Genomic DNA, 26,056 nt, shown 5'->3' on the forward strand with positions numbered 1-26,056 from the left:
CGGTGACGCCCCCGCGTCGCCGCACACCGGGTGTGCACCTCTCTGGCCTGCGCCGCGCGCGCACGGCCTGCGTCCTCGCGATCGGTGCGGGGCTCGTCGCGGCATCCGCTGTCGGGCTGTCCGCGCCCGCACAGGCCTCGCCCTACCCGTCCTGGTCGGACGTGCAGGCCGCCAAGGGCAACCAGGCCAAGGCGCAGAAAGAGATCGACGCACTGTCCTCGGCGATCACGAGCCTCCAGAACCGTGCCGGAACGGCGATGGACGCCGCCTCCGGTGCGGGCGAGCGCTACCAGGTCGCCGTTCTCGCGCAACAGTCGGCGGCCGCCGACCTCAAGTCGCTCAAGTCGCAGCAGGCCGAAGCCGCCTCGAAGGCCAAGCTGTCGCGAGACCGCGTCGGGCAGCTCGTCGCCGAGCTCTCGCATTCGGGCGGCGGCCAGTTGACCGTCACGATGCTCACCCAGTCGAAGCACGCCGGCAACCTGCTCTACCAGCTCGGGGCGATGACCAACCTCACCGAGCGCACGCGGGGCCTTCTCGAGCAGGCGACGGCCGACGAGCACACCGCGACGGCCCTCAGCGACCAGGCCGCGTCGGCCCAGTCGGCGCTGGCCGAGCGCACGGCCGACGCCGCATCGGCGCTCAAGCAGGCCAACTCCGCTGCCGACACGGCCTCGGCCGCACTCGCCGTGCAGACGAAGAACCAGTCCCAACTGATCTCGCAGGTCGCCTATCTCAAGGGCACGACGGCTGCCGTCGAGACGCAGTACTATAACGGCCAGGCCGCGGGCACGATCGCCGACACGGTGGCGGCCCCGTCGCCCGCCAAGTCGGGCGGGTCGAAGGCCAGCGGGTCGGGCTCTGGCGGGTCGGGCTCTGGTGGGTCGACGACGCCGAGCAAGGCCCCGAATCCTGCGCCGTCGCCCTCGAAGTCGACCACCCCAGTCGCGCCCAAGCCGCCGGTGAGCACGCCGAAGCCGCCGGTCACGACGCCTCCGGTGACGACGCCCCCGTCGTCGGGCTCGTCCGCCGCGGTCAACACCGCGATCGCGTTCGCCAAGGCCCAGGTCGGCAAGGGCTATGTGTTCGGCGGCGCCGGCCCGAACGTCTACGACTGCTCGGGCCTCATGATGGCGTCGTACAACGCCGCAGGCGTCTACATCGGCGGGCACTCGGTGCGCTATCAGTACGACTACCTGCTGGCCCAGGGTCGGATGGTGCCGCTCTCGCAGGCGCGGGCCGGCGACATCCTGATCTACCACAACGGCCCGGACGGCTATTACCACGACGCCATGTACCTCGGTGGCGGCATGATGATCGAGGCGCCGAACCCGAGCGCCCTGGTGCGCATCGTCCCCATCCGGTACACGCAGCTGATGACCACGGTCGGCCGACCCGTCGGCTAGCCCTGCCTCGCGATTTCGAGGACAAACGCCGGAGGCCGCCCCCTCCACGCGGAGGGGGCGGCCTCTGTCGCCTGAAGGCTCAGTGCCCGCCCTCTTCGTCGTACTTCTTGAAGCCGGCCTCGACGATGGCCTCGGCCTCGGCGGCGTCGCCCCAGCCGTCGGCCTTGACCCACTTGTTCGGCTCGAGGTCTTTGTACCGCTCGAAGAAGTGCGCGATCTCGTTGCGGGTCTGCTCGGGCACGTCGTCGATGTCCTGGATGTGCTGCCAGCGCGGGTCCTTCGCGGGCACGACGAGCACCTTGGCGTCCGAGCCGGCCTCGTCGCTCATGTTGAAGACGCCGACCGGGCGCACCGAGACGCCGACGCCGGGGAAGACGGGGTATTCGAGCAGCACGAGCGCGTCGACCGGGTCGCCGTCGAGGCCGAGGGTGTTCTCGAAGTAGCCGTAGTCGGTGGGATAGACGAACGCCGTGAAGAGCACGCGGTCGAGGTAGACCCGGCCCGTCTCGTGGTCGACCTCGTACTTGTTGCGGGATCCCTTGGGGATTTCGACGACGACGTCGTACGTGGCCATGACTGCTCCTTGTTTCGTGAACCGGGGTGGGCGCGGGCTCTGACGCACGCGGGACGGCGTTAACGTTACAAGGTGCCCGACCGTCCCCGCCTGACTCCCGCCATCGCCGATGTCCGTCGAGCCGCCCGTGACTGGTTCGCCGCGGCCGCATCGAGACCGGGGTCAGGTCTCGGGCCCGGGGCAGGGCGAGGGGCGCAGGATCCTGACGCCCACGACCGCGCAGACGTCCTGGTCGCCCTCAGCGGAGGCTCCGATTCGCTCGCGCTCGCCGCGGCGGTCGCGTTCGAGGCCCCCCGTGCCGACCCCCCGGCGCGCGCGGGCGCCGTCGTCGTCGACCACGGCCTCCAGCGGGGCTCGGGCGAGGTGGCGGCCCGCGCCGCCGAGCAGGCCCGGGCCCTCGGGCTCGACCCGGTGCTCGTGCGGCGGGTCTCGGTCGGGAACGCCGGCGGCCCGGAGGCGGCGGCCCGTGCGGCGAGGTACGCCGCGCTCGAGGAGGCGGCCCGCGAGACCGGAGCGCCCTCGATCCTCGTGGCCCATACGCTCGACGACCAGGCCGAGACGGTGCTGCTCGGGCTGGCGAGGGGCAGCGGGCCGACGAGTCTCGCCGGGATGGACGCGATCACCGGGCTCTACGGCCGGCCGCTGCTCGGCGTACGACGCGAGACGACGCGCGCGTTCTGCGCCGACTCGGGCCTTCTGCCTTGGACGGACCCGCAGAACTCCGACCCCGCCTACGCGCGGGTGCGCGTCCGCGACGTCGTGCTGCCGATGCTCGAGCGCGAGCTCGGCCCCGGTGTGGCGCTCGCCCTCGTGCGAACGGCCGACCAGTTGCGCGAGGACAGCGACGCCCTCGACCACTTCGCCGACGAGCAGGCCGAAGACCTCGCCGATCATGCCGAGGCGGGCATCTCCCTCGACGTCCGAGGTCTCGAAGCCAACCCGGCGGCGCTCCGGCAGCGCCTCATCCGTCTCGCGGTCGAGAGCGAGTTCGCGGTGACGCTGTCGCGCTCGCAGACTCTCGAGGTCGCGCGGCTCGTGACCGACTGGCACGGGCAGGGTCCGCTGCACCTGCCGGGCATTACAGTGGTCAGGCGCGGCGGCATCCTGCACTTCGAGGCCGTGGCCGCGACCCCCTGATTGCCTGCTGAACGGTGATCGCGTGCTGAACGCAGATCGCCTTCTGAACGACCACGGCCGTCGAAGAACCGGAGCGCACCCCATGGACACCAGCGACATCGAAGGCGATCTCAAGTCGATCCTGTACACCGAGGAGGAGATCCACGCGAAGATCGCCGAGGTCGCTCGCCGGGTCGAGATCGACTACGCCGGGCGTGACCCGCTGCTGGTCGGGGTGTTGAAGGGCGCCGTCATGGTGATGGCCGACTTCGCCCGCGAGCTGAAGATCCCCGCCACGATGGACTGGATGGCTGTGTCGTCGTACGGCTCGGGCACGAAGTCGTCGGGCGTCGTCCGCATCCTGAAAGACCTCGACGCCGACCTGCACGGGCGCGACGTGATCATCGTCGAAGACATCATCGACTCGGGGCTCACGCTGTCGTGGCTGTTGGCCAACCTTCGCGGGCGCGGGGCGGCGAGCGTCGAGATCTTCGCACTGCTGCGGAAGCCCGAGGCCGCGACCGTCGAGGTGCCCGTCAAGTACGCAGGATTCGAGATCCCCAACGAATTCGTCGTCGGCTACGGGCTCGATTACGACGAGCGGTATCGCAACCTGCGGGCCATCGGCATCCTTGCGCCGCACGTCTATTCGTGATGAGAATGAGCGCTGACGCCACGGCGATTCGATCCGCGCTCGCGGGGTCGCTCGCGACATCGGCATCGCGTGGCGCGTCGCGCCGAGCACGCGGAGTGCGCGCACGGCGAACACCCACTCACCGGCAAGGTGAGCCGAGGTAACCTTTCCCTCACGTTCCCTTGCAGAAAGGTGTCGGGCCTGCCGCCCGGATCTCTATGGACTTCAAGCGCTTACTCCGCGGCCCGTACCTCTACGTGCTCATCGTTCTGATCGGCATCGCCGTGGCCTATGGCCTCCTCCATGGCGGTGGCGCCACTCAGATCAGCACCCAGCAGGGCCTGTCCGACCTGTCCGGCGGCAAGGTCGCCTCGGCTCAGATCTACAGCAACGAGCAGCGGGTCGACCTCACGCTCAACAACAAGACGACGGCGCAGTTCTACTACTCGACGCCTCGCGGCGCCGAGGTCGTGAAGGCCGTGTCCGACGCCAAGCTGGCGGGCGGCACCACCGGCGGCTACAACGACATCGTCACGCAGGCGAACCCGATCTGGTCGATCCTCGGCCTCCTCTTGCCGTTCATCGTGATCGGCATCATCTTCTGGCTGCTCCTCGGCAGCATGCAGGGTGGCGGCAGCAAGGTCATGCAGTTCGGCAAGTCTCGCGCCAAGCTCAACAACAAAGAGACGCCGCAGGTGTCGTTCTCGGACGTCGCCGGTGCCGACGAGGCCATCGAAGAGCTCGAAGAGATCAAAGACTTCTTGAAAGAGCCCGCCAAGTTCCAGGCCGTGGGTGCCAGGATCCCGAAGGGCGTCCTGCTCTACGGCCCTCCCGGCACGGGCAAGACGCTGCTCGCCCGCGCTGTCGCCGGTGAAGCGGGCGTGCCCTTCTTCTCGATCTCGGGCTCGGACTTCGTCGAGATGTTCGTGGGCGTCGGCGCCAGCCGCGTGCGCGACCTCTTCGAACAGGCCAAGCAGAACAGCCCCGCCATCATCTTCATCGACGAGATCGACGCTGTCGGCCGCCACCGCGGCGCCGGTATCGGCGGCGGCAACGACGAACGCGAGCAGACCCTCAACCAGCTGCTCGTCGAGATGGACGGCTTCGACGTCAAGACGAACGTCATCCTGATCGCGGCGACCAACCGACCCGACGTGCTCGACCCCGCGCTCCTCCGCCCCGGCCGCTTCGACCGCCAGATCGGCGTCGACGCCCCCGGCATGGAGGGTCGCAAGCAGATCCTCGAGGTGCACGGCAAGGGCAAGCCGCTCTCGGCGAGCGTCGACCTCGAGGTGCTGGCTCGCAAGACGCCCGGCTTCACCGGCGCCGACCTGGCCAACGTCCTCAACGAGGCTGCGCTGCTCACGGCTCGCAGCAACGCGCAGCTCATCGACAACCGCGCCCTCGACGAGGCCGTCGACCGGGTCATGGCCGGCCCGCAGCGCCGCAGTCGGGTGATGAAAGACAGCGAGAAGCTCATCACCGCGTACCACGAGGGCGGTCACGCTCTCGCCGCTGCTGCCATGCGCCACACCGACCCGGTGACCAAGATCACGATCCTGCCTCGCGGTCGCGCCCTCGGCTACACGATGGTGCTGCCCCTCGAAGACAAGTACTCGGTCACTCGCAACGAGCTGCTCGACCAGATGGCCTACGCCATGGGCGGCCGCGTCGCCGAAGAGATCGTCTTCCACGACCCGACGTCGGGCGCCTCGAATGACATCGAGAAGGCCACGTCGACCGCTCGCAAGATGGTCACCGAATACGGCATGTCGTCCAAGGTCGGCTCGGTCAAGCTCGGACAGGGCTCGGGCGAGCAGTTCATGGGCCGCGACATGGGCGAGCGCGACTACTCGGAGAAGATCGCCGAGACGGTCGACACCGAGGTGCGCACCCTCCTCGAGCAGGCGCACGACGAGGCGTGGCAGGTCATCAACGACAACCGCGACGTGCTCGACCGCCTCGCGGCCCTGCTGCTCGAGAAGGAGACGCTCGACCACACCGAGCTGGCCGAGATCTTCAAAGACGTCAAGAAGCTGCCCGAGCGCCCCGAGTGGCTCTCGAGCTCGAAGCGCCCGTCGTCGAGCCTGCCGGCCGTCCAGATCCCCTCGCGGATCCCGGTCGACGCCGGTGCGGTCGACGGAGGCGTCGACTCGTCGCCGGATGCCAAGCCCGCGCGCAAGCGCCCGCCGCGCACCACGCCCGGCATCGCTCCCGCCTAGGCCGTGAGCGAGGAGCCCCAGGGGTCTCACCGCGCCGGAGCGGAACCCGCCACGCCCGATCTCGAACCCGAGCTCGAGCAGACGTGGGTGCGCCCGCGTGGCCGCGACCGGTACCCCGAGTCGACTCCTCTCGACCTGCCGTCGACGTCGGCGTTCGCGTCGACGCCGATCCGGCCGGCCCTGGCCCCCGCGGTCCACGCTCAGCGCTCAGCTGTCGACGAGGCCGACTTCACCGACACCGCCACCCGTGTCGAGCCCATCGCGGCTCCGCGGGCGGCGGTGTCGGCCGTTTCCGAGGTGGCCGTTGTCTCACTGTCGGCGGCGTCGGGCGGTGCGACCGAGCCCGCGGACGCCGCGTCGGCTGGCAGCGTGCCGACGAGCGGTGCCTCGGCCGGCGGTGCCTCGGCCGGCGGTGCCCCGGCCGAGCCACCGCGAGCCCGCGGCCGTCGAGCCAGAGCGGTGCTCGACCCCGAGGCCGAGGCCGCCGAGCGGCTTGCCGCCGACCGGGCGACGCTCGCCGCGCAGGGCGAGGCGCTGCGACGCGTCGCCCAGCGCCGTCGCGAGGGCGACGCGGTCCGCCCGCGTCCGAGTGTCGAGGGCGGCCTCGAGCGTGTCCTGTCGCGACCGACCCCCGCCGGGGCACCCAGCGAGGCCGGCCGACGCCTGATCGCAGGTGGTGTCTTCGATCGGCCGCTGGTGGGGCCCGCCGTGGCGACAGCGACCCCGGCCCTCGCGCCCCCCGCTCCTGCCTCGGCGGCGCCTGCCGCTGCCGCGGCGCCTGCCGCTGCCGCTGCGCCTGCCGCTGCGCCTGCCGCTGCCGCTGTGACCGCAGCCGACCCGGCCGACGTCGCGACCCGGGCGATCGCGGTCGTGCGCCAGGCCGCGGTGGCTCCTGAGCCTCTCGATGCCGCCGAGCCGTCGGCCGGCACCCGAACGCTCATCATGGGCATCCTGAACGTCACTCTCGACTCGTTCAGCGACGGCGGGCGCTATGCCCGCTTCGACGACGCCGTCGCGCATGCCCGCGCGCTCGCGGCGGACGGCGCCGATCTGATCGACATCGGCGGCGAGTCGACCCGCCCCGGGGCCCCGCGCGTCGAAGTGCACGAAGAACAACGGCGCGTGATCCCGGTGATCCGCGAGCTCGTCGCCCTCGGGATGCGGGTCAGCATCGACACCATGAACGCCGCCACCGCGTTCGCAGCCGTCGCGGCGGGCGCCGAGGTCATCAACGACGTCTCGGGCGGCTTGGCCGACCCGCACATGGCCCAGGTCGTCGTCGACACGGGCAGCACCTACATCGCCATGCACTGGCGCGGTCACTCCGACGTCATGCAGCAGAACGCCCGCTACACCAGCGCTGTCGCCGAGGTGAAGGCCGAGCTCTTCCAACGCGTGGCCGAGCTCGTCGTGCAGGGCGTCGACCCGGCCAAGATCGTCATCGATCCGGGCCTCGGGTTCGCCAAGCTGGCCGACCACAACTGGCAGCTGCTCGGGCACCTGCACGAGCTGGGCGAGCTGGGGCTGCCGGTGCTCGTGGCCGCGTCGCGCAAGCGCTTCCTGGGGGCCCTGCTGCCCGAGGATGCGGGCGTGCGCGAACGGGATCCTGCGACCGCCGTCATCAGCGCCCTGGCCGGGCAGGCCGGCGCGTGGGGCGTCCGCGTGCACGATGTCGCATCGACCCGCGCCGCCCTCGATGTGTGGGAGGCGTGGCAGAAAGGGTCCCGTGGTTGACCAGCTGAAACTGACCGGAGTCCGGGCGAAGGGCCACCACGGCTACTTCGACTACGAGAAGCAGCAGGGGCAGGATTTCGTCGTCGACGTGATCGTCGACATCGATGCCATCGAGTCGGCGTCGTCGGACGACCTCGACAAGACCGTGCACTACGGCGTGCTCGCCGAGCGCATCGTGCACGACATCGAGCACGACCCCGTCGACCTGATCGAGACCCTCGCCGAGCGGATCGCCGCGACTGTCTTGTCGTTCCCTGCCGCGATCCGGACGAACGTCACCGTGCACAAGCCGGAGGCGCCCATCGCGGTGCCGTTCGGCGACGTGTCGATCTCCATCGACCGGGGCCGTTCATGAACTCCGACCCCCTTCCGGTGCGCGCTGTCGTCGCGCTCGGGGCGAACCTCGGTGACCGCGACGCCACTCTGCGGGCGGCCGTGGCGGCGCTGGCCGCGACACCCGGCGTGACCGTTCTCGACGCCAGCGTGCCCATCGAATCCGTCGCGCTCACCCCCGACGGCCTCGACGAGTCGAAGCCCGCCTATCTCAACGGCGCAGCCCTCGTCGAGACGACGCTGGGGCCCGTCGAGCTGCTCGATCAGCTGAATCGCATCGAAGACGACCACGGCCGCGTGCGCCTCGAGCGCTGGGGCGATCGCACCCTCGACCTCGACCTCGTCGTGCACGGCGACACTGTCGTCGACACCCCCCGGCTGACACTGCCGCACCCGCGCGCCGCCGACCGATCGTTCGTGCTCGAGCCGTGGCTGCAGGTCGACCCCGAGGCCGTGCTGCCGGGGGCGGGGCCCGTCCGTGGCATCCTGGTGGGGCTTCAGGATCCGGTCGCCCACCGTGCCGGCGCCGCTCGCCTGACCGAGTCGGCCGCTTCGCCCTCTCCGAAAGACTCCGCGTGAAACGCACCCGCATCTCGACCGTCATCAGCGTGCTCGTCGTCGCGGCAGCGGCGGGGTTCGCCCTCGACGCCGTGCTGACGACGACGCTGCACCCGATCTTCGTGCCCGCGTTCACTCTGGGCCTCGCGCTGCTCGCCATCGCGGCGATCGTGATCTCGCTGGCCGTGCCGGTCTTCCGGGTGGCGCGCGGCCGCACGCACGATCCGATCGACGCCTACTACGCCACGCGCGTCGTGCTGATCGCCAAGGCGTCGAGCATCGCGGGCGCGATCTTCGGTGGCGGCATGGGCGGCCTGCTCGTCTACATGCTGAGCCGCCCCGTGCCGATCTCGGCCGGGTCGATCGTGCCCACGATCATCGGCGTCGTCGGCGGCGTGGCGCTCATGGTCGCCGGCCTCGTCGCCGAATACATGTGCACCGTGCCGCCCGAAGACGACACGCGCGACGGCGGCGGCGGGGCACAGCAGCGCATCTGACCGGCGGACGGTCGGGGGCGTGCGCCATACTTCGAGGCAGCAGCGCTCAGGCGAGCAGCGGCACGCACCACCCCGAGACCAGGAGCACCAGTGACCGACCGCATCGACGTCGACGGCGCCACGTGGACGCGCATCTCGCCCACCTACAAGTGGCCCGAGATGGCGAGCTATGCGCTGGCCGGTCTGGTCATCGCGGCTCTGAGCGCGTTCACGTGGTTCTCTGGGCAGTGGTGGGGGTACGCACTGACCGCCGCGATCCTGGTGATCACCGGGGTCTTCGTGGCGTTCATTCCGCGCCGCGTGCGCGCGATCGGCTATCAGCTGCGCGACGACGACCTGCTGGTGCGGCGCGGCATCCTCTTCCTGCGCTTCGTCGCGGTGCCGTACGGGCGTATGCAGCTGATCGACGTCAACCGCGGCCCCGTGGTGCGCGCCCTCGGCCTCAGCGATCTCAAGTTCGTCACCGCGGCCGCGGCTTCGGCCGTGACGATCCCGGGTATCCCGCACGCCGACGCCGAGCAGCTGAGGGACCGCCTCGTCGAGCTGGCCGAGTCGAGGCGGGCCGGGCTGTGAGCTTCGGCATGCGACCCTCCAAGCCCCTCGAGCCGCAGCCGCCCGGCCGGGCGCCAGGCGACCAGACGCCGTCGCGCCCGGCGACGCCCAGCGGCGCTCGCGCCGCCGAGCAGCTCACCGACGGCCAGTGGCACCGGCTGCACCCGGCGACGCCGCTACTGCGGGGCGGCTTCGCGCTCGTCGTGATCCTGGGCTTCGTGCTCAACAACTTCCGCGAGCGGCTGCTCGAGCTCGTGATCCCCGATCCGGGCGGCCGGCACGGCGGCGGCACTGGCGGTGGCGGCAACGGCGGCAACGACGGCGACCCCGTCGACTACGTGATCGCGAACCGCCTCGAGTGGGTGGCCGTGCTCGCCGTGCTGGCTCTCCTCGTGATCCTGGTCGGGATCTTCTACCTCTCGTGGCGGATGAACTCGTTCCGCGTCACCGACGAGACGGTCGAGGTGCGCAGCGGCGTCGTCTTCCGTACCAATCGACGGGCGCGGCTCGATCGCATCCAGGGCATCAACGTGCAGCGGCCCCTCTTCGCGCGGATCTTCGGCGCGGCCAAGCTCGAGATCAACCAGGCCGGGCACGACGCGAACGTGCCGTTGGCGTACCTGCGCTCGGCCTCGGCCGACGACGTGCGGCGGGCGATCCTCAGCCGGGCCAGCGGGGTGCGCGAGGCGGAGCAGCAGAGCGGCGACCCCGCTCGCGGCGCGGGGCTGATCGAGCAGCGGCTGCACGAGTTCATGGCATCGCCGCTGGGCGAGGACACCGAGTGGGAGGCGGGCGCGGCCGCTGCGCGCAACCCGTCGGCGGCCTCGGCCGGCGACCGACGTGGCGACTCGCCGAGCGTCGTCCGTATGCGCCTCGGTCGCCTCATCGGCTCGGCCGTGCTGAGCGGCTTCACGCTCTTCCTCGCGCTGATCATCGCCGCGGTCGTCGTGAGCATCGCAACAACCGGGCAGTTCTTCCTGCTCGTGATCTTCCTCCCGACCATCATCGGGTCGTTCAGCTATTACTCGCGACGCGTCGTGAAGTCGCTCCGCTATTCGATCGCGTCGACCCGTGACGGCATCCGCATCGGCTGGGGCCTCCTCTCGACGAGCAACGAGACCCTGCCGCCGGGGCGCATCCACTCCATTCGCCTGAGCCAACCGCTCGCCTGGCGGCCGTTCGGCTGGTGGGAGGTCAAGATCAACCGGGCCTCGCACTCGTCGACCAAGGGCGCCGACAACATGGCGAACACGACGATCCTGCCGGTCGGGAGCGCCGCCGACGTGACGAAGGTTCTGCAGCTGATCCTGCCCGAGCTCGTGGGGCTCACCGCCGCCGACGTGGCGGTGCAGGATGCCCTCGACCGCGGCGACGCGACCCCGGCCGACGTGATCGACAGCCAGCCGCGCCGCGCGGTCGAAGAGGGCCGGAAGGCGCTGTCGCTGATCGAGGCGGGCATGACGTCGAAGGGTCGCGACGGCGGATTCACCACGTCGCCCCGCCGCGGCCAGTGGCTTCGCTGGTTCTCGTGGCGGCGCAACGGCTTCCGCACGGCGCCCGGCGCGGTGCTGCTGCGCAAGGGGGCGATCTGGCGTCAGCTGATCGTCGTGCCGCTGCCGCGCGTGCAGAGCGCGGGCCTCCGGCAGGGGCCGCTGCTGCGCCGCCTCCGGCTGGCCGAGATCGAGCTGCACACCGTCCAGGGGCCGATCACCGCCGAGATCGGCGCCCTCGACGCGCAGGATGCCATGGCCTTCTTCCAGACCGCCGCCCACGACGCCGTCGTGGCGGCTCGGGCCGACCGGACGCACCGCTGGCTCGACACCGCGAGCGGCGCGGCGGCCGGCTCGACCCCTGCCGGCTCGACCTCTGCCGTCGACGCCACCTGGCCGGCGCCCTCCGTGGCCCCGCAGTGGCCGGCCCCGCCCGCGTCCGAGCGTAGGGTCGACCCGTGACTCCCCCCGCTCAGCCCTCCGGCCGCCTCGGGGTCGGCATCGTCGGCGCGGGACACGTGGGCCCTGTGCTGGGGGCTGCGCTCGCCGCCGCCGGCCACGCGATCGTAGGCGTCTCGGCGGTCTCCGAGCGGAGCCGTGACCGGGCCGACGCGATCCTGCCGGGCGTCCCGATCCTGACGGTCCAAGAGATTGTCGAGCGAAGCGAACTCGTGATTCTCGCGGTGCCCGACGACCAGCTCGAAGATCTCGTCGCAGGGCTCGCGGCCACCGACGCGTGGCAGGCCGGGCAGCTGGTCGTGCACACGTCGCCGGTGCACGGGCTCGCCGTTCTCCAGCCCGCCAGAGCGGCCGGGGCCATCCCGCTGGCGATCCACCCCGCGCTGCAGTTCACGGGCTCGACGATCGACCTCGTGCGTCTCCGCGACTCCTACTGCGCCGTCACCGCCCCGGGGCCCGTGCTGCCCATCGGCCAGGCGCTGGTGGTCGAGATGGGAGCCGAGCCCGTCGTCATCGACGAGGCCGACCGGCCCCGCTACGCCGAGGCGGTGGAGACGGCGACGACCTTCTCGGCGGCGATCGTGACCCAGTCGGTCGAGATCCTGCGCGATCTGGGTCTGCCCGAGCCGGGGCGCGTCATCGCACCGCTGGTGCGCTCGGCGATGGACCGCGCTCTGGCCACGGCGGATGGGTCGGTCGGCCCCGGTAGCATCGACATGCCGTCTTTCGACGACGACGGCCCTCTTCCCTAGATTTCTGGAGCATTTTCGATGACCGACGCGACGCCTGCGCCCGAGCCCGACCTCACTGATGCAGAGGTCTTCGAGCAGAAGGCCGTCCGTCTCGAGAAGCGTCGGCGGCTCATCGAATCGGGCGACGAGGCCTACCCCGTCTCCGTGCCGATCACGACCACGATCCCCGCCGTTCGTGAGACCTACGCAGGTCTCGAGACCGACACCGCCTCGGGCGACGTCGTCGGCCTTGCGGGTCGGGTCGTGCATTTCCGCATCGGCGGCAAACTCTGCTTCGCGGCGCTGCAGTCGGGCGACGGGTCGCGCATCCAGGTGATGGTGTCGCTGGCCGAGGTCGGCGACGAGAGTCTCGCGCGCTGGAAGGCCATGGTCGACCTGGGCGACCACGTGTTCGTCTCGGGTGAGGTCATCTCCTCCCGACGCGGCGAGCTGTCGGTGCTCGTCCAGGAGTGGAAGATCGCGACGAAGGCGATCCTGCCGCTGCCGAACCTGCACTCCGAGCTCAGTGAAGAGTCGCGAGTGCGCACTCGCTACCTCGACCTGATCGTGCGCGAGCAGGCCCGCACCACCGTGCGTGCTCGCTCGACGGTGATGAAGTCGCTGCGCTCGACCTTCGACTCGCACGACTTCCTCGAGGTCGAGACGCCGATGCTGCAGACCATGCACGGCGGTGCCTCGGCACGCCCGTTCGTCACGCACTCCAACGCCTTCGACACCGAGCTCTACCTGCGCATCGCGCCCGAGCTCTACCTCAAGCGCGCCGCGGTCGGGGGCATCGAGCGCGTCTTCGAGATCAACCGCAACTTCCGCAACGAGGGCGCCGACTCGACGCACTCGCCCGAGTTCGCGATGATCGAGGCCTACCAGGCCTACGGCGACTACAGCCAGATCGCCGATCTGACCCAAGAGCTGATCCAGAACTCCGCCACAGCGGTCGCAGGAGGCCACGTGGTCACCTGGTTCGACGGCACCGACTACGACCTCGGTGGCGAGTGGGCGCGCATCTCGATGTACGAGTCGCTGAGCGAGGCGGCCGGCACCCGCATCACGCCCGACACTCCGCTCGGCGAGTTGCAGGCCATGGCCTCCGACCTGGGCATCACGGTGGCGCAGGAGACCCACGGCAAGCTCGTGGAAGAGCTCTGGGAGCACTTCGTGAAGGGCTCGCTCGACCGCCCGACGTTCGTGATGGACTTCCCGCTCGACACCTCACCGCTCGTGCGCTCGCACCGGTCGAAGCCCGGCGTGGTCGAGAAGTGGGACCTCTACGTCCGCGGCTTCGAGTTGGCGACCGGCTACTCCGAGCTCGTCGACCCGGTCGTGCAGCGCGAGCGGTTCGTCGAGCAGGCGAAGCTCGCGGCCCGTGGCGACGTGGAGGCGATGCGTCTCGACGAAGACTTCTTGAAGGCGCTCGAACACGGCATGCCGCCGACCGGGGGCATGGGCATGGGGGTCGACCGCCTGCTGATGGCCCTGACGGGGTTGGGCATCCGCGAGACGATCCTGTTTCCGCTGGTCAAGTAGGGCGGTCGCGCGCGGCACACGGCACACCTCGCTCGTGGTCGAGTTCGGCGTCTTGGGCTTTCGCGTGCGGCAACGTACGCTTGACCTGTGCCTCATAACGCGATCGGCGGCGTGTTCTACGCCATCGGGCCGACCATCCTCGTCGGTCTGCTCTTCTGGTTCGCCATGCGCGCCATCTTCCGTGCCGACCGCACCGAGCGGGCGGCGTACAACGCCATCGAGATCGAAGAGCGCGCCCGGGCCGAGGCCGAGGAGCGCGCCGAGCGGGCTGCTGCTGTTTCGGCCGTCGCGGCGAGCCCCGCTCCGTCACCCACCGACTGACTTCTGTCGAGTCGACACCCCGAGCCGTCACGGCTCGGGGTGTCGTCGTTGACCCTCACCGTCGCGTACCCCGCGTACCCCGAAAAGACGTCTTCTCACATCCTGCTGACGCCTGCCCGAAACCTCGTGTTCATCTGATTCGTCCCCCGATGCTGGCTATTCACCCGTGAGAACGTAAGCACTGGTGCTGATCGGGCTGTGAACGTGTACCCCTGAACTGTCGAGGACGACCTACACCCGACTTGACGTCGCTGTCAAAGTTTTGACCCCTCCGTACCCCATCGAGGGGATTTGTCTGTGAGCGCACCCTGAGATTGCTTGTGAAGACCCTGAACGATTTCGGCAACCAGGGCAACCACCGCTTGACTCGTAGTGCGACGGAAAGTGCTTCACGGGCACTGAGCCATCACGGGAACATCTCCCGACTGAAGGTCAGGCGTCGCCGGATCGAAACCCTACGGCGGGTTTCGACCTCGCTAGAGATGGAGAAGACGATGTCGACAGCAACTGACCACCGGATCCGCGAGACCACCTCGGGCGCCACGAGCGCCCCCCAGAGCAGCACCACCACCGACGACGAGGTCGAAGTCCTCGGCCAGGTCCGCGGCGCCTCCACCGACCAGGTCGGCGACTACCTGCGCCACATCGGCCGCATGCCGTTGCTCGACGCGCAGGAGGAGACGGAGATCGCCCGACGCATCGAGGTGGGCCTCTTCGCCGAAGAGAAGCTCAGCCTGCTCGAAGCCGCAGGCGGCCTCACCGCCTCCGACCGCAGCGACTTCCGCTGGCTGATCCACGACGGCGAGCGGGCGAAAGACCGCATGATCACCGCGAACCTGCGCCTGGTCGTCTCGATCGCCAAGCGCTACACGCAGCGCGGCCTCCCCTTCATGGACGTCATCCAGGAGGGCAATCTCGGCCTCGTCAGAGCCGTCGAGAAATTCGACTACACGCAGGGCTACAAGTTCTCGACCTACGCCACCTGGTGGATCCGCCAGGCCATCGCCCGCGGGCTCGCCGACAAGGCGCGCGCAATCCGCATCCCGGTGCACACCGTCGAGCGCATCAACCGCATCTCGCGCGCCGAACGCGACCTCACCGTCGACCTGGGCCGTGCGCCCACCGTCGACGAGGTGGCCGCCGAGGTCGCCATGGAGGTCGCCGACCTCGTCGACCTCAAGTCGCGCTCTCACGAGCCGGTCTCGATCCACACTGTCGTCGGCGACGCCGAAGACAGCGAGCTCGGCGACTTCATCGAAGACGAAGAGACCCCCTCGCCGGGCGAGGCCACAGAGTCCAGCATGCTGAACCGCGACATCCACTCGCTCGTCGAGGCCCTGCCCGAAGACGAGGCCCGTGTGATCCGCATGCGCTTCGGTCTCGACGACGACCAGCCGATGACGCTCGACGAGATCTCGAAGCGCGTGCACTCGTCGCGCCAGGCGGTCTCCCGTGTCGAGAGCCGCGCGCGCCTGCGCATGTTCGCCAAGGCCGTCTCGCAAGACCTCCAGCTCTACCTGCAGTAGGCGTTTCCTCCCGAAGGGCCCGCACCTCCTCGGTGCGGGCCCTTCGTCGTGCCCGCGGTGTGTGCGCAGTGTGTGCGCAATGTGTGCGCGCTCCTGCGCTCGCGCGCCGGCGCCCCTGCGCGCCGCCGCCCCGAGTGGGCGCCAACGCACCAAATTCGCCCGAGTCGGGTGCGTCCTCGCCCTTTCGACGCAGACGGTGCCCGCGCTGCGAGGACCTCGCGGTGCCGAAAGGGCACAAACGCCGAAGGATCGCGAAAGGACTGTGCGACTCTGCCCTTTCGGCGAGCTCCTGCTGCTCCTCCACAGGCATGACCGTCCGGTGAGTTGTCCACAGTCGAGGCCCAGCGGTGTCCGGTGCATGCCACGATCGATGAACCTGGAGGCATGCACAGGCCTCTGCCGTCCCTTCTGCTCGGAGCACCGTTCACGTTGGCCGACGGGCGCTCGGCGGGGGTCGAGCGCGGTCGCCTGGCCGCCGACGACCTTCTGAGACCCCATCACGGTGTTCGAAACGTCGCGGCACCGAAGTCGATCGTGGGTCGGTGTGAAGAACTGCTTCCCCTGCTGGGCGCCGGTCAGGCCTTCAGCCACGTGACCGCCGCCGCGCTCTGGGGTCTGCCTTTGCCGCTCGCGGCTCGATCGGCTCCGCTGCACGAGACGAGCCCGGACGGCCGCCGCCCGCGGAGGCCCGGCGTCGTCGGCCATCGTTCGAACGGAGTCGGCGGCACCTTCATGGGCGGCCTGCCGGTGGTCGAGCCGGCCTGGGCGTGGGCGCAGTGCAGCGAGCTGCTCGGGTTGGACGACCTCGTGGCCATGGGTGACGGGCTGGCGGGGCGGTGGTCGAAAGACGAACGGGCGAGAGAGCGGCCGCTCGACGAGCTCGACGTCGCGGTGAGCACGTGGGGGAGCCGCCGCGGGGCGCGGAAGCTGCGCAAGGCGCGACACCTCGTCCGGGCTGACGTGTGGTCGCCGAAAGAGACCGAGCTGCGGCTGCTGATCGTCCGGGCGGGCCTTCCCGAGCCGCCCGAGCCGAACGGCGAAGTGACGAACGCAGCGGGCGGGGCCCTCGGCCATGCCGACCTCGTGTACCGCGACGAGCGGGTGGTGCTCGAGTACGAGGGCGACGGTCACCGCAGCGACCGGGCGCAGTGGCGAAAGGACATCGCGCGGTACGAGCGCTTTCAGGATGCCGGGTGGCGGGTGATCAGGGTGACCGACGACGACCTGGTGAGCTCCGGACTCCTGCTGCACCGACTCGATAAAGAACTGCGTTTACGGGCCTGCAACATCTGAAATGTTCTGATTGTTCTGCGGTCGAAAACGACCGCATGATGAAAGGAACCTCCATGAACAAGCTCTCGAAGACCCTCATCGGCGCGTCGGTGGCCGTCGCCGCAGTCGGCTCCGTCGCACTCGGCGCCGTTGCTGCGAACGCGGCGGAGACGTCGGCGCCGGCGACGAGCGACAAGGCCGCCGTGTCGACCCAGCACGGTTCGGCCGACAGTGTCCCGGCGACCCCGGGCGCACCGAGCGACGAGAAGCCGAACATCGTCTACCAGGACGACCAGATCGCCGTGTCAGGCGCCCCCGGCGTGACCGTTGACGACTACAAAGCAGCGACCGACAGCGCGCACTGAACCCGAACGCACTGAACCGCGCATCCTGCGCAGGAGCCGCCGCGACCCTGGTGTCGCGGCGGCTCCTGCGTTAGTGTCGGCACGAGCAGGCCGAAGCACCGAGACGAACGAGAAAGGGGTGGCGACCATGAATGCAGCGAGCGTGAAGACCCCGCACCCCTCATCCCTCGAGGCCGTCGCCGACTAGAGCCGAACAGGCAAGCCCGGCGGCCTCCGTCTCTGGAGACTTCCGTTGACTTTTTCCGACGATTTCGTCGTACCCACCTTCTCCGACGCCGACCCCGGCGACGGGCAGCGCTGGTCCACTTGGCCGGCGACAACCCCCACCGAACGCGGCCCCCGGCCCTTTCCTGACTGGGTCGTGACCAGCGCGGCCGCCATCGACACCGAGCTCGGCATCGTCAAGACGGGCAAAGAGGCTGACGTCTTCCTCATCGAACGCGCCGTCCCGCCCGACGTGATTCTGACCGACGGCAGCGCAGGATCCAGCGTGCTGGCCGCCAAGCGCTACCGCAGCACCGAGACGAGCGACTTCCACCGCGGCGCGCAGTACCGCGAAGGCCGGCGCACGCGCAACACGCGCGACGGCCGGGCGATGGCCCGTGGCTCGATGCACGGCCGCGAAGTGCAGGCCGGGCTCTGGGCCTGGGCCGAGTTCGAGGCACTCGGGCGCATGTACGAGCGGGGCGTGGCGGTGCCGTACCCGGTGCAGATCTCGCACACGGAGATCCTGATGGAGTTCATCGGCGATGTCTCGGCGGGCGGCGGCAACGTGGCGGCGCCGCGCCTGGCGCAGACCGCGGCCGACGGGGCCGAGCTGTGGCCGCTGTTCGAGCAGGTGACCGAGATCCTGATCGGGTTCGCTCGCGCCGGGTATGCGCACGGCGATCTGTCGGCCTACAACCTGCTGGTGCACCACGGTCGCGTCGTGGCGATCGACCTGCCACAGCTGGTCGACGTCGTCAGCAACCCGAACGGCGTCGCGCTGCTCGAGCGCGACTGCCTCAACGTGTCGAACTGGTTCGCGCGCCGCGGCTTCGCGCGCGAGCCGGATCAGCTGCTCGCCGAGTGCCTGGGGGAGGTGTTCGGCGGCTGAGGCCCGAGGCGGCTGAGGCCCGAGGCGCCCGAGCACGAGGCGCCGCAGAGCCCGAGGCGCCAGAGCGCGAGGCGCCGCAGAGCCCGCCGGCTCAGAACTGGTTGTTCTGAGCCTGCGCCCGGGCGCTGCCCGCCGCGTTGCGGGCGGCGGTCTCGGCGCGGCTCGCCTCGCTGTCGTCGTTACGGAGGTGCTCCCCGCTGAGTCTCGCCGCGCGCTCGTCGCGTGTCAGACCCCGCGTCGATCGCGTGCGCCGCAGCACCCCCACGACGACCGCGAGAACGATCACGACGACGACGACGCCTGCGATGATGAGAGAAACCATGATGTCTCCTTGCTTACGGCTCCGACCCCGGCCGACGCCTCACGATAGACCCGTGCCGGGCCGGCGGGGAAGAGCGTGAGCGAATTAGCCGTGCTGGCCCGGATCGCGCCCTTCCGGTGGCTCGCGCTGGGCACCGCGATCAGCCGGCTCGGCTCGTCGATCGCGCCTGTCGCACTGGCCTTCGCCGTGCTCGACCTGACACATTCGGCGGCGAGCCTGGGGCTGGTGGTGGGGGCGCGTTCGGCCGCGACACTGGTCTTCCTCCTGATCGGAGGGACGCTGGCCGATCGCGTGCCGCGTGGCATCCTGCTGGCAGGATCCAGCGTGGCCAGCGCTGTCACCCAGGCGATCGTCGGCGTCACCCTGCTCGGTCACGCCGAGACCGTGCCATTGCTCGCCGGCATGTCGGCGCTGAACGGGGCCTTCTCGGCGCTGAGCGGCCCGGCGGCGGCGGGGCTGGTGCCGCTGACCGTGTCGACCGAGCTGCTGCCGTCGGCGAACGCCGTGTCGCGGCTGCTCTCGAACGCAGCGTCGGTCGTCGGCCTGGCGTTCGCCGGCATCGTCGTGGCCCTGATCGGCTCGGGGGGCGCCATCGTCGTCGATGCGATCACGTTCGGAGTCGGGGCGGGCTGCTTCGCGCTTCTCCGTCTCGACCGGAGCGTGCGGACGACCCGAGCAGGCTTCGTGCGCGAGCTGTTGGCCGGGTGGACGGCCTTCGCCGAACGGAGGTGGGTGTGGGCGACGGTCGCTGCGTTCTTCCTGGCCAATGCCGCCTTCGTGGGCGGCATCGTCGTGCTCGGGCCGACCTACGCGGACGCGACGATCGGGCGCGGCGCCTGGGGCTTCTTCCTCGCCGCCGAAGCCGTGGGCTATGTCGCCGGGGGCTTCATCGCATTGCGCGTGCGGCCGCGTCGCTATCTCGCGGTCGGCCTGGTCTGCGCGATGGCGTGGTCGCTGCCTCTGTTCGCCCTGGCTGCTCACGCGCCGCTGCCGGTGCTGCTTGCGGCGTCCTTCGCCGGCGGCCTCGGGGTCGAGCAGTTCGGAGTCGCCTGGAGCACCTCGCTGCAAGAGCACGTGCCGATCGGGCTGCTCTCGCGGGTCAGCTCGTACGACCAGCTCGGCTCCTTCCTCGCGATTCCGATCGGCCAGGTGCTCGCGGGGCCGGTGAGCCTCCGGCTCGGGCTCCCGGTGACTCTCGGCGCGGCCGGGTTGCTGCTCGTCGTCGCGCTGGCCGGCGCGCTCTGCTTCGCCGAGGTGCGGGGTCTCCGCACGACCACCCGCGAGAAGACCGCTACGGGCTGAGTCGCCCGTCCCTCGGGCCGAACTCGGCCAGCGCCTCGAAGTCGCCGGCCGGCGTGCGGAGGGCCTCGTCGAGCCACGCCGTGGCGCCGGGGAAGGTCGACGAGGCAAGCACCTCGCGGATCACCTCGTCGACGTCGAGCGGAGTGCACCCGAGCGTCACCGCCCCGGCCTCGAGCACGGCCCAGTGGCCGCCCGGCCGGCCGTACGGCAACCCCACGCTGCCCGGATTGACCACGAGCCGCCCGTCGACCTCGCGGACGAAAGGCATGTGCGTGTGCCCGCACACCACCGTCCCCACCTCGACGGGCAGATCGGCGAAGACGTCCGCCCAGCGCTCGGGGCGACTGTCGACCAGCACGACCTCGGCGTCGTCGCGCGGTGTCGCGTGGCAGAAGAGCGCGGGCCCGAAGCCCAGGATCTCGAGAGTGACCCGCGTCGGCATCGCCCGCAGTAGCTCTCGGTGGCGACTCGTCAGCTGCGCCGCACCCCACACCGAGAGGGGGTCGTCGGCCAGCCCGACGTCCTGCCCCTCGGACATCTGCAGCAGCTCGCGGTCGGCGTTGCCGCGCACCAGCAGGACTCGCTCGCCGAGCGAGACGAGCCGATCGAGCACCCCGGTCGGCTGCGGCCCCCAGGTGTGATCGCCGGTGACGACGATGACGTCGGCGCGCTGCACGGCGGGCTCGGCGAGCACGCGATCGAGGGCGGGCAGCACGCCGTGGATGTCGGAGAGGACGGCGACCGACGCGAATCCGGCGCCCGGCTGAGGCATCGCGCGGCCTGTGCTCAGAGCGAGGCCGCGTCGAGCAGGCCGTCGAGCATGCGGTCGAACGCCCCGAGGGCGAGCGACAGGTGGCCTTCGCCCGGCAGGATCGTGACGTGGGCCTGGGGCAGGTGGCTCTCGAACCAGCGCCCGTGCGCCACCGGCACCATGAGGTCTTCGGTGCCCTGCCAGAGGAAGGTCGGCACCGTGATCTCGTCGAGGGTGAAACCCCACTCCTCGATGAAGGCCAGGTCGTCGTCGAGCCAGCCGTCGACGCCGACGCGCAGACCCTCGTGGAACCCGGCGGCGGAGTCTTCGGCGAACTCGTCGGTGAGCACCGCCTGGTCGGCGGGCGGCAGCAGCGACTCCATCTCGGTGACGATGTCGCCCGGGGCCACGTCGACGAGCCCGGGCCTGGCCGCCTCGAGGTAGGGGCGCAGATGGCTCTCGCCGTTGAGTGCCGCGCCGAACTTCTCGAGGTTGTCGTCGCCCATCCCGTCGAGGAAGACGAGGTCGTCGGCCGTGCTCGGGGCGACACCCGCGATCACCAGCGCCGAGCGCACGCCGGGCAGGCGCGCAGCGCAGGCGAGAGAGTGCGGGCCGCCGCCCGACCAGCCGGCGACGACCGACTCGGTGCTGCCGATCTCGGCGAGCACCGCTTGGATGTCGGGCACGACGTCGACGACGCGGCGACCGGCGTTGCGGCTGGACGAGCCGTAGCCGGGTCGCGACGTCGTGACGAGGCGGAGGCCGCGCGCGTGCACCGCCTGCTCCATCGCGCGGGTCGGTTCGAGCGAGCCCGGAGTGCCGTGGTGGAAGACGAACGGAAGCCCGCCCTCCGGCCCGCTCACGCGGTAGTCGAGGCGGCGCCCGTCGGCGAGGTCGATGCTGCTCACGATGGCCATGCCCGATTCTGGCACGCGGCCGCGACGGAGTGTCGGCCGGCGGCGAATAGGGTCGAGGCATGAGTCAAGACGACCCGCAGTGGACCCCCGACGACGCCCAGGCCTACGCGACGAGCGTGCTGAGCGGTCGGCTGACCCGGTTGCGGGGTTGCGCGAGCGCGACCTTCCCGACCTCGTGCGGTGGCGGCAGTCGGTGCCCGTCGACATCCTGCAGTCCGACGCGGTCAACCCCATGTCGGACGAGCGGGCCCGCACTCTGATGGTCGACATCGCGGGCAACCTGGGCCAGACCGACACGCACCGCGGCTTCTGCGTCGAGACGATCCCCGAGGGTGACGAGCCCGCGCGGCTGCTGGGCGTCGTGTCGCTCGGCCAGATGACGCGGCAGCACCGTTCGGCCGTCTTCGCAATCGCCCTCGATCCTGACCAGGGCGGCCACGGGTACGGGCAGGATGCCACGCGCACGATGGTCCGCTACGGCTTCCGCGAGCTCGGCCTCCACCGCATCGAACTGCACGTCTGGTCGTACAACGCCCGGGCTCTCGCCACGTACCGCAAGAGCGGTTTCGTCGAGGAGGGGCGCCTCCGCGACGTCGTCTTCCATGACGGCCGCTGGCACGACGAGCACATCATGAGCGTGCTCAGCACCGACGACGCGTTGTAGACAGCGCTCAGCGCTGCCGCACGAACCGCGCCCGCACCTCCGGTGGCACCAGCTCGAGCAGCTGGTCCTCGCGCAGCGGCAGGTCCATCAGGCTGAGCTTCAGCCGGCCCCTGCGGCCGTGGCGACCGGCGTCCAGCCGCGCCACGATCCCGGCGTCCTCGCGCAAGCGCACCTTGATGACGGCTCCCTCGCCCACGTCGGACACGACGCGGCCGTCGAGCTCGAGGGCTGCCGAGTAGGTGCCCTTGCCGATCACGAACTTCAGCAGCTCTTTCGGGCCCAGCACGATCGAGCGGTCGATGCCGGCCATGGGCGCCACCGGCGTGACGATGGTCGCCGCGACCGCGGGGCTGACCACCGGGCCGCCCGCGGCGTAGTTGTACGCCGTCGATCCTGCCGGTGTCGACACGACGACCGAGTCGGCCTTGAAGTAGCCGTACGGTGTGCCCTCGACCATCAGGTCGGCGGTCACGACGCCCTGACCCGGGCGGCGGGTGACGGAGAGGTCGTTGAACGCCAGGAACGACGCCTCGAAGCCGGTCGACGACACGATCACCTCGATCGCGTGGTGCGACTCGAGCGAGAAGTCGCCGTCGTGCAGCGCCTCGAGCACACCGGGGAGCTCGTTCGGCTCGATCTCGACCAGAAAGCCGACATTGCCGTAGTTGACCCCGAGCACCGGCACCGGGCGGTTCGCGACGAGCCTCATGGCGCCCAGCATCGTGCCGTCGCCGCCCAGCGCGACGACCACGTCGACCCGCTCGACGAACTCCTCCTCGTCGACCAGCTCGACATCCGCCCCGACCCGGCTCGCGTCGTCTCTCAGCGCGATGAGCCGGCTGTCGCTCTTCTCCTGCCAGGATCGCAGCACGTCGATCGACGGCATCACGGTCTTGGTGGGGTGGGGGATCAGGCCGACGACATACGGGGACATGGCCCGAGGTTAGTGAGTGCGCTTGGGAGGACGCGCACGAGCCGTGAGCGAGCGGAGTGTCACGCCCACGGCGAACAGGGGCAGACGCAGCCCTGAGGCGCGCCTATTCTCGAATTCAACGGCGCCACCCCCTGCGGGCGTCGTCCGCCATATCGGTGACCATCCAGCCAGTCACCTAGGGAGTTTAGAGATGTTCGAGAGATTCACCGACCGTGCCCGTCGCGTTGTCGTCCTCGCTCAAGAAGAAGCGAAGATGCTCAACCACAACTACATCGGCACCGAGCACATCCTGCTCGGTCTCATCCACGAGGGCGAAGGCGTCGCCGCCAAGGCGCTCGAGTCTCTGGGCATCTCGCTCGACGCCGTCCGCGAGCAGGTCCAGGACATCATCGGCCAGGGTCAGCAGCAGCCGACCGGCCACATCCCCTTCACGCCCCGCGCGAAGAAGGTCCTCGAGCTGTCCCTGCGCGAAGCGCTCCAACTCGGGCACAACTACATCGGCACCGAGCACATCCTGCTCGGCCTCATTCGCGAAGGCGAAGGCGTGGCCGCCCAGGTTCTCGTCAAGCTCGGCGCAGACCTCAACCGAGTTCGCCAGCAGGTCATCCAGCTGCTCTCGGGATACCAGGGCAAGGAGGCGGTTGCAGTGGGCGGAGAAACTCAGGCTGGGCCGCAGGGTGGGTCGCAGGTCCTCGACCAGTTCGGTCGAAACCTCACTCAGGCTGCGCGCGACAACAAGCTCGACCCGGTGATCGGGCGCGAGAAGGAGATGGAGCGGGTCATGCAGATCCTGTCCCGTCGATCGAAGAACAACCCTGTTCTGATCGGCGAGCCGGGCGTCGGCAAGACCGCGGTCGTCGAGGGCCTCGCCCAGGCGATCGTCAAGGGCGACGTGCCCGAGACGCTGAAAGACAAGCAGCTCTACTCGCTCGACCTCGGGTCGCTGATCGCAGGATCGCGATACCGTGGCGACTTCGAGGAGCGCCTCAAGAAGGTCACCAAAGAGATCCGCACCCGCGGCGACATCATCGTCTTCATCGACGAGATCCACACCCTCGTCGGTGCGGGCGCTGCCGAGGGCGCGATCGACGCCGCGAGCATCCTGAAGCCCCTCCTCGCTCGTGGCGAACTCCAGACCATCGGCGCCACCACGCTCGACGAGTACCGCAAGCACTTCGAGAAGGACGCCGCCCTCGAGCGACGCTTCCAGCCCGTCCAGGTGCACGAGCCCTCGCTGCCTCACGCGATCAACATCCTCAAGGGGCTGCGCGACAAGTACGAGGCCTTTCACAAGGTGTCCATCACCGACGGCGCCATCGTCGCCGCGGCGAACCTCGCCGACCGCTACGTGGCCGACCGCTTCCTGCCCGACAAGGCCATCGACCTGATCGACGAGGCTGGTGCACGCCTCCGTCTCTCGATCCTGTCGGCCCCGCCGGAGCTGCGCGACTTCGACGAGAAGATCGCCGTCGTCCGCGGCCAGAAGGAGGCCGCGATCGAAGACCAGGACTTCGAGAAGGCGGCTTCGCTGCGCGACGAAGAGAAGAAACTGCTCGGTGAGCGCCTGCGCCTCGAGAAGCAGTGGCGTTCGGGCGACGTCGGAGCCTCGGGCACCGTCGACGAGGGCGTCATCGCCGAGGTGCTGGCTCAGGCCACGGGCATCCCCGTGTTCAAGCTCACCGAAGAGGAGACCTCGCGTCTCGTCTTCATGGAGAAAGCGCTGCACCAGCGCGTCATCGGGCAGGAGCAGGCCATCGCGGCCCTCTCCAAGACGATCCGCCGCACCCGTGCCGGTCTGAAAGACCCGAAGCGCCCCTCCGGCTCGTTCATCTTCGCCGGTCCCACCGGTGTCGGGAAGACCGAGCTCGCCAAGGCGCTCGCCGAGTTCTTGTTCGACGACGAGAACGCTCTCATCAGCCTCGACATGTCGGAGTACGGCGAGAAGCACACCGTCTCGCGTCTGTTCGGTGCCCCTCCCGGGTTCGTCGGCTTCGAAGAGGGCGGCCAGCTGACCGAGAAGGTGCGCCGCAAGCCGTTCTCGGTGGTGCTGTTCGACGAGATCGAGAAGGCCCACCCCGACATCTTCAACTCGCTCCTCCAGGTGCTGGAGGAAGGGCGTCTGACGGATGGCCAGGGTCGCGTCGTCGACTTCAAGAACACGGTCATCATCATGACGACCAACCTCGGCACGAAGGACATCACCGGCGGACCCGTCGGATTCCAGATCGAGGGCGACACGGCCACGTCCTACGAGCGCATGCGCTCGAAGGTGACCGAAGAGCTGAAGAAGCACTTCAAGCCGGAGTTCTTGAACCGCGTCGACGAGACGATCGTCTTCCCGCAACTCACCCAGGGCGAACTGCTGCAGATCGTCGACCTCTTCATCAAGCGTCTGTCGGACCGCCTGCTCGACCGCGACATGACCGCCGAGCTCTCGCTCGCGGCCAAAGAGCAGCTCATCAAGATCGGGTTCGACCCGTCCCTCGGTGCGCGGCCCCTGCGTCGTGCGATCCAGCACGAAGTCGAAGACCAGCTGTCCGAGCACATCCTGCAGGGTGAGCTCAACGCGGGCGACCACGTCAAGGTCGGCTACGTCGACGGCAAGTTCACCTTCGAGACCGGGCGTCAGCCGGGCCGTGAAGAGGTCCTGGTCGGCGAGCCGGGCGAGATCGAAGCCTAGGTTCACCTGGTTCGAATGGGCGGTTTCCCCACGGGGAGGCCGCCCTCGGCCGTTAAGG

At 69.9% G+C, this 26,056-nt stretch carries 25 protein-coding genes; 20 read left to right on the plus strand and 5 right to left on the minus strand.

The genetic code is table 11. The features are described 5' to 3' along the window. Nucleotides 1-2 precede the first annotated feature (2 nt). Nucleotides 3-1,403, plus strand: a complete 1,401-nt coding sequence (locus tag AX769_RS04775; RefSeq protein WP_157887456.1) for an NlpC/P60 family protein — start codon at nucleotides 3-5, stop codon at nucleotides 1,401-1,403. 79 nt (nucleotides 1,404-1,482) lie between these two features. Here AX769_RS04775 and AX769_RS04780 read toward each other — a convergent pair whose 3' ends face one another. After that, nucleotides 1,483-1,977, minus strand: a complete 495-nt coding sequence (locus tag AX769_RS04780; RefSeq protein ID WP_066276529.1) for an inorganic diphosphatase — start codon at nucleotides 1,975-1,977, stop codon at nucleotides 1,483-1,485. Between the two features lie 72 nt (nucleotides 1,978-2,049). On the opposite strand from AX769_RS04780, the gene tilS reads away from it, so the two are divergent. The 16 genes from tilS to AX769_RS04860 all read left to right on the plus strand — a co-directional run bounded on the left by tilS (nucleotide 2,050) and on the right by AX769_RS04860 (nucleotide 18,428). Continuing rightward, a complete protein-coding gene (gene tilS, locus AX769_RS04785) occupies nucleotides 2,050-3,114 on the plus strand; it encodes a tRNA lysidine(34) synthetase TilS (protein ID WP_066276532.1) in 1,065 nt (354 codons plus the stop codon). Nucleotides 3,115-3,196: 82 nt separating this feature from the next. After that, on the plus strand, nucleotides 3,197-3,748 hold the full coding sequence (gene hpt / locus AX769_RS04790; protein WP_066276539.1) for a hypoxanthine phosphoribosyltransferase: 552 nt from the start codon (nucleotides 3,197-3,199) through the stop codon (nucleotides 3,746-3,748). A gap of 197 nt (nucleotides 3,749-3,945) precedes the next feature. Next, entirely contained in the window at nucleotides 3,946-5,949 is a 2,004-nt protein-coding gene (ftsH, locus tag AX769_RS04795; protein ID WP_066276542.1) for an ATP-dependent zinc metalloprotease FtsH, read from the plus strand. A gap of 942 nt (nucleotides 5,950-6,891) precedes the next feature. Continuing rightward, nucleotides 6,892-7,683 (plus strand): dihydropteroate synthase, encoded by a 792-nt coding sequence (folP, locus tag AX769_RS04800; protein WP_066283187.1) that lies wholly within the window; start codon nucleotides 6,892-6,894, stop codon nucleotides 7,681-7,683. Then, nucleotides 7,676-8,038: a dihydroneopterin aldolase gene (gene folB / locus AX769_RS04805; protein ID WP_239451945.1), complete on the plus strand. Its 363-nt coding sequence runs from the start codon at nucleotides 7,676-7,678 to the stop codon at nucleotides 8,036-8,038. The genes folP and folB overlap by 8 nt, the downstream gene beginning before the upstream one ends. Beyond that, entirely contained in the window at nucleotides 8,035-8,595 is a 561-nt protein-coding gene (gene folK, locus AX769_RS04810; protein ID WP_082763492.1) for a 2-amino-4-hydroxy-6-hydroxymethyldihydropteridine diphosphokinase, read from the plus strand. Before folB ends, folK begins: the two co-directional genes overlap by 4 nt. Next, complete coding sequence (locus AX769_RS04815; RefSeq protein WP_066276548.1) at nucleotides 8,592-9,071, plus strand: DUF3180 domain-containing protein; 480 nt, start codon at nucleotides 8,592-8,594, stop codon at nucleotides 9,069-9,071. The genes folK and AX769_RS04815 overlap by 4 nt, the downstream gene beginning before the upstream one ends. A 90-nt stretch (nucleotides 9,072-9,161) precedes the next feature. Further along, on the plus strand, nucleotides 9,162-9,644 hold the full coding sequence (locus tag AX769_RS04820; RefSeq protein WP_066276553.1) for a PH domain-containing protein: 483 nt from the start codon (nucleotides 9,162-9,164) through the stop codon (nucleotides 9,642-9,644). An 8-nt stretch (nucleotides 9,645-9,652) separates the two neighbouring features. Next, the gene (locus AX769_RS04825) at nucleotides 9,653-11,575 is read left to right on the plus strand and encodes a PH domain-containing protein (RefSeq protein WP_082764015.1); all 1,923 of its coding nucleotides are present in this window, start codon (nucleotides 9,653-9,655) and stop codon (nucleotides 11,573-11,575) included. Beyond that, nucleotides 11,572-12,324 (plus strand): Rossmann-like and DUF2520 domain-containing protein, encoded by a 753-nt coding sequence (locus tag AX769_RS04830; RefSeq protein ID WP_066276554.1) that lies wholly within the window; start codon nucleotides 11,572-11,574, stop codon nucleotides 12,322-12,324. The genes AX769_RS04825 and AX769_RS04830 overlap by 4 nt, the downstream gene beginning before the upstream one ends. A gap of 18 nt (nucleotides 12,325-12,342) precedes the next feature. Beyond that, nucleotides 12,343-13,848 carry a lysine--tRNA ligase gene (gene lysS / locus AX769_RS04835; RefSeq protein ID WP_066276555.1) on the plus strand — a complete coding sequence of 502 codons (1,506 nt, stop codon included), beginning with the start codon at nucleotides 12,343-12,345 and terminating at the stop codon, nucleotides 13,846-13,848. 87 nt (nucleotides 13,849-13,935) lie between these two features. Next, nucleotides 13,936-14,169: a hypothetical protein gene (locus tag AX769_RS04840; protein WP_066276557.1), complete on the plus strand. Its 234-nt coding sequence runs from the start codon at nucleotides 13,936-13,938 to the stop codon at nucleotides 14,167-14,169. Nucleotides 14,170-14,663: 494 nt separating this feature from the next. Then, entirely contained in the window at nucleotides 14,664-15,695 is a 1,032-nt protein-coding gene (locus tag AX769_RS04845) for a sigma-70 family RNA polymerase sigma factor (RefSeq protein ID WP_239451946.1), read from the plus strand. Between the two features lie 384 nt (nucleotides 15,696-16,079). Next, nucleotides 16,080-16,988 (plus strand): hypothetical protein, encoded by a 909-nt coding sequence (locus AX769_RS04850; protein ID WP_066276563.1) that lies wholly within the window; start codon nucleotides 16,080-16,082, stop codon nucleotides 16,986-16,988. 53 nt (nucleotides 16,989-17,041) lie between these two features. After that, nucleotides 17,042-17,332, plus strand: coding sequence for a hypothetical protein (locus tag AX769_RS04855; protein ID WP_157887457.1), 291 nt, complete (start codon nucleotides 17,042-17,044; stop codon nucleotides 17,330-17,332). 232 nt (nucleotides 17,333-17,564) lie between these two features. Next, on the plus strand, nucleotides 17,565-18,428 hold the full coding sequence (locus AX769_RS04860) for a serine protein kinase RIO (RefSeq protein WP_082763493.1): 864 nt from the start codon (nucleotides 17,565-17,567) through the stop codon (nucleotides 18,426-18,428). A 91-nt stretch (nucleotides 18,429-18,519) separates the two neighbouring features. Here AX769_RS04860 and AX769_RS04865 read toward each other — a convergent pair whose 3' ends face one another. Beyond that, a complete protein-coding gene (locus AX769_RS04865) occupies nucleotides 18,520-18,750 on the minus strand; it encodes a hypothetical protein (RefSeq protein ID WP_066276570.1) in 231 nt (76 codons plus the stop codon). A gap of 75 nt (nucleotides 18,751-18,825) precedes the next feature. Between AX769_RS04865 and AX769_RS04870 the strand changes: the two genes are divergently transcribed. Next, nucleotides 18,826-20,052 (plus strand): MFS transporter, encoded by a 1,227-nt coding sequence (locus AX769_RS04870; RefSeq protein WP_066276578.1) that lies wholly within the window; start codon nucleotides 18,826-18,828, stop codon nucleotides 20,050-20,052. Here AX769_RS04870 and AX769_RS04875 read toward each other — a convergent pair. Continuing rightward, on the minus strand, nucleotides 20,042-20,824 hold the full coding sequence (locus AX769_RS04875; protein ID WP_066276581.1) for a metallophosphoesterase: 783 nt from the start codon (nucleotides 20,822-20,824) through the stop codon (nucleotides 20,042-20,044). The genes AX769_RS04870 and AX769_RS04875 overlap by 11 nt on opposite strands. Before the next feature lie 14 nt (nucleotides 20,825-20,838). Beyond that, nucleotides 20,839-21,720 (minus strand): alpha/beta fold hydrolase, encoded by an 882-nt coding sequence (locus AX769_RS04880; RefSeq protein ID WP_066276583.1) that lies wholly within the window; start codon nucleotides 21,718-21,720, stop codon nucleotides 20,839-20,841. Between the two features lie 148 nt (nucleotides 21,721-21,868). On the opposite strand from AX769_RS04880, the gene AX769_RS04885 reads away from it, so the two are divergent. Further along, nucleotides 21,869-22,384: a GNAT family N-acetyltransferase gene (locus AX769_RS04885; protein ID WP_066276586.1), complete on the plus strand. Its 516-nt coding sequence runs from the start codon at nucleotides 21,869-21,871 to the stop codon at nucleotides 22,382-22,384. 7 nt (nucleotides 22,385-22,391) lie between these two features. Here AX769_RS04885 and AX769_RS04890 read toward each other — a convergent pair whose 3' ends face one another. Then, a complete protein-coding gene (locus AX769_RS04890; RefSeq protein WP_066276589.1) occupies nucleotides 22,392-23,318 on the minus strand; it encodes an NAD(+)/NADH kinase in 927 nt (308 codons plus the stop codon). Between the two features lie 190 nt (nucleotides 23,319-23,508). Between AX769_RS04890 and AX769_RS04895 the strand changes: the two genes are divergently transcribed. Next, on the plus strand, nucleotides 23,509-25,998 hold the full coding sequence (locus tag AX769_RS04895) for an ATP-dependent Clp protease ATP-binding subunit (protein WP_066276591.1): 2,490 nt from the start codon (nucleotides 23,509-23,511) through the stop codon (nucleotides 25,996-25,998). Nucleotides 25,999-26,056 lie beyond the last annotated feature (58 nt).

The organism is Frondihabitans sp. PAMC 28766 (assembly GCF_001577365.1).
GTDB lineage: Bacteria > Actinomycetota > Actinomycetes > Actinomycetales > Microbacteriaceae > Frondihabitans.